Raw genomic sequence first — 7,104 nt, 5'->3', positions numbered from 1 at the left:
TAATGTGGCCTCCGTCGTGAGCAGGACTGTAGAGCAGGAAAGTTCATATGCGGCCGTTGGCGCCCGGGCAGCGCCGGGGATCGCACCTTTGCGACTACAGCGTCATGTTCGGATCGGCATCGACGTCGAACGGCGAGATTTCTCCTCGGTCGAATTTACGGCGAGCAACCTCTGCGATCATGGCGGCGTTGTCGGTGCACGCCGAAAGCGGTGGCACCGTTACGCGGATCCCCTGACGCCCAAGCTTCTTGATCATCATCTCGCGCAGATGCGGATTAGCCGAGACGCCGCCGCCGATGCAGTATTCCTTGCATCCGGTGGCATGCAGGGCGTTTTTGGCCTTCTTGTACTGAACGTCAAAGACGGCTGCCTCAAACGAAGCCGCCAGATCGGGCAGGTGAATCGTGCGCCCGGCCTTGGTCTCCTGCTCGATGTAGAGCGTCACGGCCGTTTTAAGACCCGAAAGCGAGAAACGATAGTCTCCCCTGCTGTTAAGCGCGCGAGGAAAATCGATCGCGCGGGGGTTGCCCGTCTCGGCCAGCTTGGAGATGATGGGGCCACCGGGATAGCCCAGACCCAACGCCTTGGCTACCTTGTCGAAGGCCTCGCCCACAGCATCGTCGAGTGTCTCACCAAGTACCTCGTAGTCGCCCCATGCCTTCACGTGCACGAGCATGGTATGACCGCCCGAGACGAGCGTGAAGATAAACGGCGGCCTGAGATCGGGCTGCGCCAGCAGGTTGGCGAACAGATGGCCCTCCAGATGGTTGACGCACACGAGCGGCTTGCCGGCGGCATAGGCAAAGCCCTTGGCGAAGGCGACGCCCACTACCAGAGCACCCACCAGGCCCGGACCCTGCGTCACGCCAACAGCGGCGAGTTCGCTCGGCGCGATGGCTCCACCCTCAAGACCAAGCGATGCTGCGGCATCCTCGAGCGCCGCATCCACGACACTCACAATCACCTCAACGTGTTTGCGCGAGGCGATCTCGGGCACCACGCCGCCAAAGCGGGCGTGAAAATCAATCTGTGTCGACACCTGGTTGGCCAGCATATTGCCATCCGCATCGATAATCGCCACGGCCGTCTCGTCGCAGGAGCTCTCGATAGCGAGCACTAGGCGGCGGCGCTCAATTTCGGCACGCTCCCCCTCGGAGCGCCCAGGCGCAGGCAGCGGCCATACGCGCTGCTCTGCCGCCGTCGGCTCGGGCGAAGCATTATCGACCGGAAGCACCAGGGGCAGCTGAGCCGTCATGACGATGGCGTCCTTGCCGGCACCATAGTAGCCGCGGCGACGGCCAGCCTCGGTAAAGCCCAGAGCGTTATAAAGCGCGGTCGCTCCCTCGTTACCGTCCTCGACCTCGAGCGAAGCCGTAGTGCAGCCGAGCATCTGGGCATCATAGCTCACATGCGACAGCAGCTTGCGGGCAATGCCCTCACGGCGATGTGCCGGGTCGACGGCGACATCCAGAATCTGCACATCACCGTCCACGACCATACCGCCGGCAAGGCCCAGCAGCTTGCCGTCGTCGTGTGCCACCCACCAACTACGCGGCGCAGCGACGTCCTCGCCCAGTTCGGACAGGAACATGCCCGGCGTCCACGCCTCGTGTCCGGCACCTTCAAAGCAGGCAGCCTCTAGCGCGCTCGCGCCCTCGGCATCCGCCGCGCCCATGGGACGGAACTGCAGATGACGACCGGCGAGCTCATCGGCAACGCCCGTAATTTCGCTCTGTGCACTCTCAGCAAGACCAAGACGCTTGCGCTCGTTTTCCTCGGCATCCGAAAGGCGCGTGTAAATCGGCAGGACGCGAGCCGGATCGCCGTCACCCGCAGCGTGCGCGAGCAGCAAGCCCTCGCCCGAAGGCCACCACAGGTCTCGCTCCACGCAGCGGGCGGTCTCGTCCTCACCCAGCAGCTTGCCATAGCGCACGAGACCGTCACCGGTCAGCTGAACCTGATCCCAGTCCGCTGCTCGGCGCCACTCATCGAGCGCCACGGCGGCCTTGACCACGTGTTCGCGCTCAAATTGACGCTCGGGTCCCTCATCGACCAGCATATACAGCGCCGGATATACCTCGCCGCGCATAGCATCGGCCAAGATACCAAGCTTGCCGCGCACGCCAGCCTTCCACGCCGTCCAAGCGCAAGCATCGAGCGTCGACACGCCCAGTAGCGGAACATTGGCACCACGCGCGAGGCCCTTGGCAGTGGAGATGCCGATGCGCACGCCCGTAAACGACCCCGGGCCGCGGCCGACCACGTAGCAACCAACATCGCTGCGATCCAGACCGGCTTGAGCCAGCACGCCATCAACGGTATTCACGAGCTCAACGTTGGCGTGACGGCGACACATGTGATCGCCACTCACGAGCTTCGTCTCGCCCGTCTGCCCATCAATCCATCTTGCCGCGCAGGCAAGCATGTCGGTCGAGGTATCGAGCGCCACCACCAGCGCGTTGTCGTTATGCAAGCTCATCTTGTACAGCCTTATCAATCAAATGGGAAAGCTCCATTGCGCGGTCACCGTGCGCCTCGAGCGTTATCGTTCGCACATCGCTGTCGCCCTCATCACGCTTGAGCGTCACCGAAAGATACTCATCCGTCAGCTCGTCTTGGAATTGTTCGCCCCATTCCAGCAGGCAAGCACCCTCATAGCCCAGCACATCGAAAATGCCCGTATCCTCGAGCTCGTAGGCATGCTCCAGGCGGTATAGATCAAAGTGAAACAGCGGAATACGACCTTGATCGTGAACGGCCATGAGCGCAAACGTAGGGCTCGTAACCATATGCCCATCGCCCAGCCCGCGCGAGACGCCCTTGGTAAAGTGAGTTTTGCCCACTCCCAGGCCACCGGTCAGGATAAGCACATCGCCGTCCTCAAGGCACGGTGCAATTAGCTCGCCAAAGTACTCCGTATCGGCAGCGCAAGTCGTTTTGTAAGTACCTACCCCCAGGCGCTCCAGGGACATATATGCTCCTTATTATTCCGAGGCGTCCTCTGGCGCGGGATGTCGCTCCAGATAGTCGCCCAGCATCTTAAAGTCTTCCTCCAGCAGCTCCTGCCACGCCGGATTGCGCAGCGCTGCTGCCGGATGGAACGTGGGCATTACCACAAAATGCCCCATCTGGTGGAACCTGCCGCGCAGCTTAGTAATGCCAATCTCGGTCTTTAGCACAAAGTGCGTCGCGGGGTTGCCGAGCGTCACAATAATATCGGGCCAGATGCTTCGAATCTGCTCACGCAAAAACGGCGAGCAAGCCAGCACTTCCTCGGGACGCGGATTGCGGTTTCCCGGCGGGCGGCACTTAAGCACGTTGGCAATGTAGACGTCTTCGCGTTTGAGCCCCGCCAGCGACAAAATGCCGTTGAGGTCCTCGCCTGCCGCCCCCACAAAGGGCTCGCCCTGCAAATCCTCATTGCGGCCCGGCGCCTCGCCAATAAACATCACGCGAGCGTGGGGGTTTCCCACGCCAAACACGATGTTATGGCGCGACTGGTAGAGCTGGCAGAGGTGACAATCGCCCAGAACGGCCTCAATTTCCTCGAGTGCGACCTCACGTGGCGCCTGATGGGTATGGCCGGGAATGTGCATGACGCCCATGGCGACTCCTACACGTAGACCTTGTCGAGGCGCATGCCAAAGCCGCAGGCGACCTCGTAGTTAATCGTGCCGCGCAGTCGGGCCATCTCGTCCATAGTGATCTCGGCATCGCCATCGCGGCCGACAATAATCATCTCGTCACCATATTCGGCCTCGGGAATCTCGTGTGCCGGGTTGGACTGAATGGCGACCATAAACTGGTCCATGCAGATATTGCCAACCTGATGCACGCGCTCGCCGCGATACAGCACATCCATACGATTGGAAAGCGTACGCGATAGGCCATCGGCATAACCGATCGGCAGCGTGCAGATCTGAACGCGCGTACGCGGTACGCGGTAGGTAAAACCGTAGCCCACGCCCTCGCCCATCGCAGGGTGTGCCACGCGCGTCACGCGCGCATGGACGCTCATAACGGGATCAAGCTGCATCACGCGGCCACTCAGCTCGCACGGCTGCATGCCATACAAGCCGACGCCGGCGCGAATCATATCAAAATGCATCGAGGGGTCGAGCATCGAGGACGGCGTATTGGCGCAGTGCACGATACCGCACTCAAAGCCCGCATCCTTAATGGCCTGAACGGCCTCGGTAAAGCGCTGACACTGCAGTTTGTAGTCCCAGCCCGAAGGTTCATCGGCCGTGGCGAAGTGCGTAAATACGCCGTCGCACTGAATACCGCGATGGAAATTAATACCGCGGACAAAGTCGAGCACCTGCGTGTAATGTACGCCAATGCGGTTCATGCCCGTCTCGATGGCGAGATGATACTTGCCCACCTTGCCCGCCGCGACGGCACATTCGCCATACGCAAGAGCAAAGTCAGACGTATAGACCGAGGGCATGATATCAAACTCGAGCAACGTCGGAATAGCCTCGATAGGCGGCTCGCTTAGAATCAGGACGGGCTTAGTAATCCCGCCCTGACGGAGCCCAACGCCCTCGTTAACCGTCGCCACGGCAAACATGTCGGCACCGGCCGAATACATGATCTTGGCGCACTCAACAGCTCCATGACCATAAGCATCGGCCTTGACCACACAGCACAGGCGCTGACGTGGATTCAGCAAGTTCTTATAGGCCCTCGTGTTGCGACGGAGCGCCCCGCGGTCGATCTCGACCCAGGACCAGCGCGTCAAATCGGCTTTATTCATGCTTAGTCATCCGACCCTTCGTCCATGATTCCCAGATCTTCGAGCGCATCCTTTGCCGCCAGCTCCATGGCAGGACCGATCAAGTCGATAAGATCGGTCGCGATGACGCTCTTCTCACCATACTCCGTCGCCGCGGCAAAACCGGCGTAGCTGTGAAGTGCGACGGCGTACGAATACAGCAACTCCCAACGATCCATCTCGTCGCGCATGGTGGCAAGCGTGCCGGCCAAAATACCCGCGAGAACATCACCCGAACCGGCAGTTGCCAGAGAAGCCGGACCCGAGAGCGGCAGCAGCACACGCTCAACGCCACAGATAGCCGTCGTCGGCCCCTTGGCAATGACCACCAGATTGTCGGAGCCTGCAGCCCAGACAACCTTCTGCGCGGCCGCAATCGCGGTACCAAGGTCGTTCACCTCGTCACCGGCAACCAGGCGCGAAAGCTCACGATAGTGCGGCGTCATAACCAACGGCTGCTCGCGGCGATACATCTCGGGGTTACTATCAATACCGTCAATGGCAATCTTAGCAAGGCAGTTGAGTGCATCGGCGTCCAAAATTAGCGGTACATCAAGCTCGAGCAAGCCCGAAACCACCTGCATAGCGCCGGCAGACGTCGTCATACCGGGACCGCACAGCACGCAGCTGTACTTCTTTGCGATCTCGCACACCGTCATGCGCGCAGCGGCGCCAAAGGAGCCGCGGGAATCAGACGGAATAGCAAAGACCGGAATCGAAGGAAGTGCCATGCGAATGAGATTGGCGCAGGCGTCAGGAGCCGCGACTGCCACGTAACCAGCACCCGCGCGAGCTGCAGACTTGGCCGCCATAATGGCAGCACCAGGATATTGCGCAGATCCGGCGACAATAAGCACGGAGCCACGGGAATACTTATCGATATTCGATGGTAGCGGAGCAAAGTAATCAACTAAGTCACCGGGCTCGACAATCTCGGCGGCGTGGTCGACATCATCGATGACCTCGTCAAGACGGTCGTAAAGATTGCCGCAGATCAAATCGCCAGCATACTCAGGACCATCAGCGCTATACAGACCAATCTTGGGCGCAATCATCGTCACCGTGCGCTCGGCACGAATGCAGTCGTCATCAACAACGCCCGTCTCTGCATTCAGGCCCGAGGGGACATCAATGGATACGACACAATCGGCGCATTCATTGACCGTAGGAATCCAAATGGAGAACGGCGCACGCAGATTCCCGTGGAAACCGGTACCAAAAATGGCATCGACAACAACATCGGCCTTATCGATCAAAACCTCGAGTTCATCACGCGAGGGGCCGACGCAAACGTGCACATCGCGGCCGGCAGTACGACGAGCAACATGACGTGCCAGAGCAGCAGGAATCTCATCCGGTTCAACCGGAGAAACGATATCCACGTCCACACCCTTATGGCTCAGGATATCGGCGGCAACCCAACCGTCGCCGCCATTATTACCAAAACCGACCAAAACGAGAACCCGATCGGGATTGAGCTTCAAGACCTCGTTAGCGGCAAACTCACCCGCTAGCTCCATAAGCTCGGCCTTCGAAGTCCCTTCGCGTTCGATGATATCCTCGAGACGAACGACTTCTTCGGTACTCAAAACCGGTTTCATCTATGCTCCTAGCGTATCTTGCGAAGCATCGCCCAGGTGCTCCGTCAATGCTGAATTCTGCAGCTGCTCGAGCTCATCTAATACAGAGCGAGCCTCTTTAAATGTCTGCGCAACGCGTTTCTTGGTGCTCACCTTTTCATCTTTTGGCTTAGGCCGAGCATCTTCGGTAATCGCGATGGCATTCGCAACGGCCAAGTCTCCCGTAAGCGTAATGGAAAGAGCGACCTCAACAACGCCCAGTTCTTGAGCGATCTCGAGAGCACGGCCCGAAAGCAGCGCCTTCGGTTTGCCGAGTTTATCACGCGTTACCGAAACATCCTTGCGACCCACGCCTTGACTAAAACCCGTGCCGAGAGCTTTAAGCACCGCCTCGCGCGAAGCAAAGCGGCTCGCATAGTGAGCAGCGGGACGCGATGATGCATCGCAATACGCACGCTCTTCTTCGGTAAACACACGCCGAGCAAACGACGGCGTCTTTTCAAGAATTGATTTCATGCGGGAAATCTCGACGATATCAACGCCGATACCAGCTTCAGCCATGTTCACCTCCATATCGCACAGACTAAGTTATTGTAGCCCGTTCGCAGAAGATGCGACAAACGAGGGTTATAAAACACAGCTACTATGTGAGACAAATTGCCCGAGATACAAAAAAGGGGGAGGCCGCGAGGCCTCCCCCTTCTTCAAGTCATCCGACGGCTCGGTGCCGTCCACCGGTCAGCGGCG

The 7,104-nt window shown here is 59.4% G+C and carries 6 protein-coding genes; all 6 read right to left on the bottom strand.

Going from position 1 to position 7,104, the window contains the following annotated elements; all coding sequences use genetic code 11:
* Positions 1-94 precede the first annotated feature (94 nt).
* From tsaD to acpS, 6 genes are read right to left on the bottom strand one after another with little or no spacing between them, the layout of a single operon-like run.
* Positions 95-2,479, bottom strand: coding sequence for a tRNA (adenosine(37)-N6)-threonylcarbamoyltransferase complex transferase subunit TsaD (tsaD, locus tag DWV20_RS09550; RefSeq protein WP_118256877.1), 2,385 nt, complete (start codon positions 2,477-2,479; stop codon positions 95-97).
* A complete protein-coding gene (gene tsaE / locus DWV20_RS09545; protein ID WP_006235849.1) occupies positions 2,466-2,972 on the bottom strand; it encodes a tRNA (adenosine(37)-N6)-threonylcarbamoyltransferase complex ATPase subunit type 1 TsaE in 507 nt (168 codons plus the stop codon). The genes tsaD and tsaE overlap by 14 nt, the downstream gene beginning before the upstream one ends.
* A 12-nt stretch (positions 2,973-2,984) precedes the next feature.
* Positions 2,985-3,605 (bottom strand): uracil-DNA glycosylase, encoded by a 621-nt coding sequence (locus DWV20_RS09540; protein ID WP_118256876.1) that lies wholly within the window; start codon positions 3,603-3,605, stop codon positions 2,985-2,987.
* A gap of 8 nt (positions 3,606-3,613) precedes the next feature.
* Positions 3,614-4,759, bottom strand: coding sequence for an alanine racemase (gene alr, locus DWV20_RS09535; protein ID WP_118256875.1), 1,146 nt, complete (start codon positions 4,757-4,759; stop codon positions 3,614-3,616).
* Between the two features lie 2 nt (positions 4,760-4,761).
* Positions 4,762-6,378 (bottom strand): NAD(P)H-hydrate dehydratase, encoded by a 1,617-nt coding sequence (locus DWV20_RS09530; protein ID WP_082435564.1) that lies wholly within the window; start codon positions 6,376-6,378, stop codon positions 4,762-4,764.
* On the bottom strand, positions 6,379-6,918 hold the full coding sequence (acpS, locus tag DWV20_RS09525) for a holo-ACP synthase (RefSeq protein ID WP_117655164.1): 540 nt from the start codon (positions 6,916-6,918) through the stop codon (positions 6,379-6,381).
* Positions 6,919-7,104 lie beyond the last annotated feature (186 nt).

It is taken from the genome of Collinsella sp. AF02-46-1, from assembly GCF_003465825.1.
Classification (GTDB): domain Bacteria; phylum Actinomycetota; class Coriobacteriia; order Coriobacteriales; family Coriobacteriaceae; genus Collinsella.
The sequence above is the reverse complement of the archived record's forward strand: the minus strand, read 5'-3'. Positions and strand labels throughout refer to the sequence as shown.

Coding starts and splice junctions, on each gene's coding strand:
- tsaD (WP_118256877.1), bottom strand. CDS start 2,479: ATGAGCTTGCATAACGACAACGCGCTGGTGGTGGCGCTCGATACCTCG.
- tsaE (WP_006235849.1), bottom strand. CDS start 2,972: ATGTCCCTGGAGCGCCTGGGGGTAGGTACTTACAAAACGACTTGCGCT.
- DWV20_RS09540 (WP_118256876.1), bottom strand. CDS start 3,605: ATGGGCGTCATGCACATTCCCGGCCATACCCATCAGGCGCCACGTGAG.
- alr (WP_118256875.1), bottom strand. CDS start 4,759: ATGAATAAAGCCGATTTGACGCGCTGGTCCTGGGTCGAGATCGACCGC.
- DWV20_RS09530 (WP_082435564.1), bottom strand. CDS start 6,378: ATGAAACCGGTTTTGAGTACCGAAGAAGTCGTTCGTCTCGAGGATATC.
- acpS (WP_117655164.1), bottom strand. CDS start 6,918: ATGGCTGAAGCTGGTATCGGCGTTGATATCGTCGAGATTTCCCGCATG.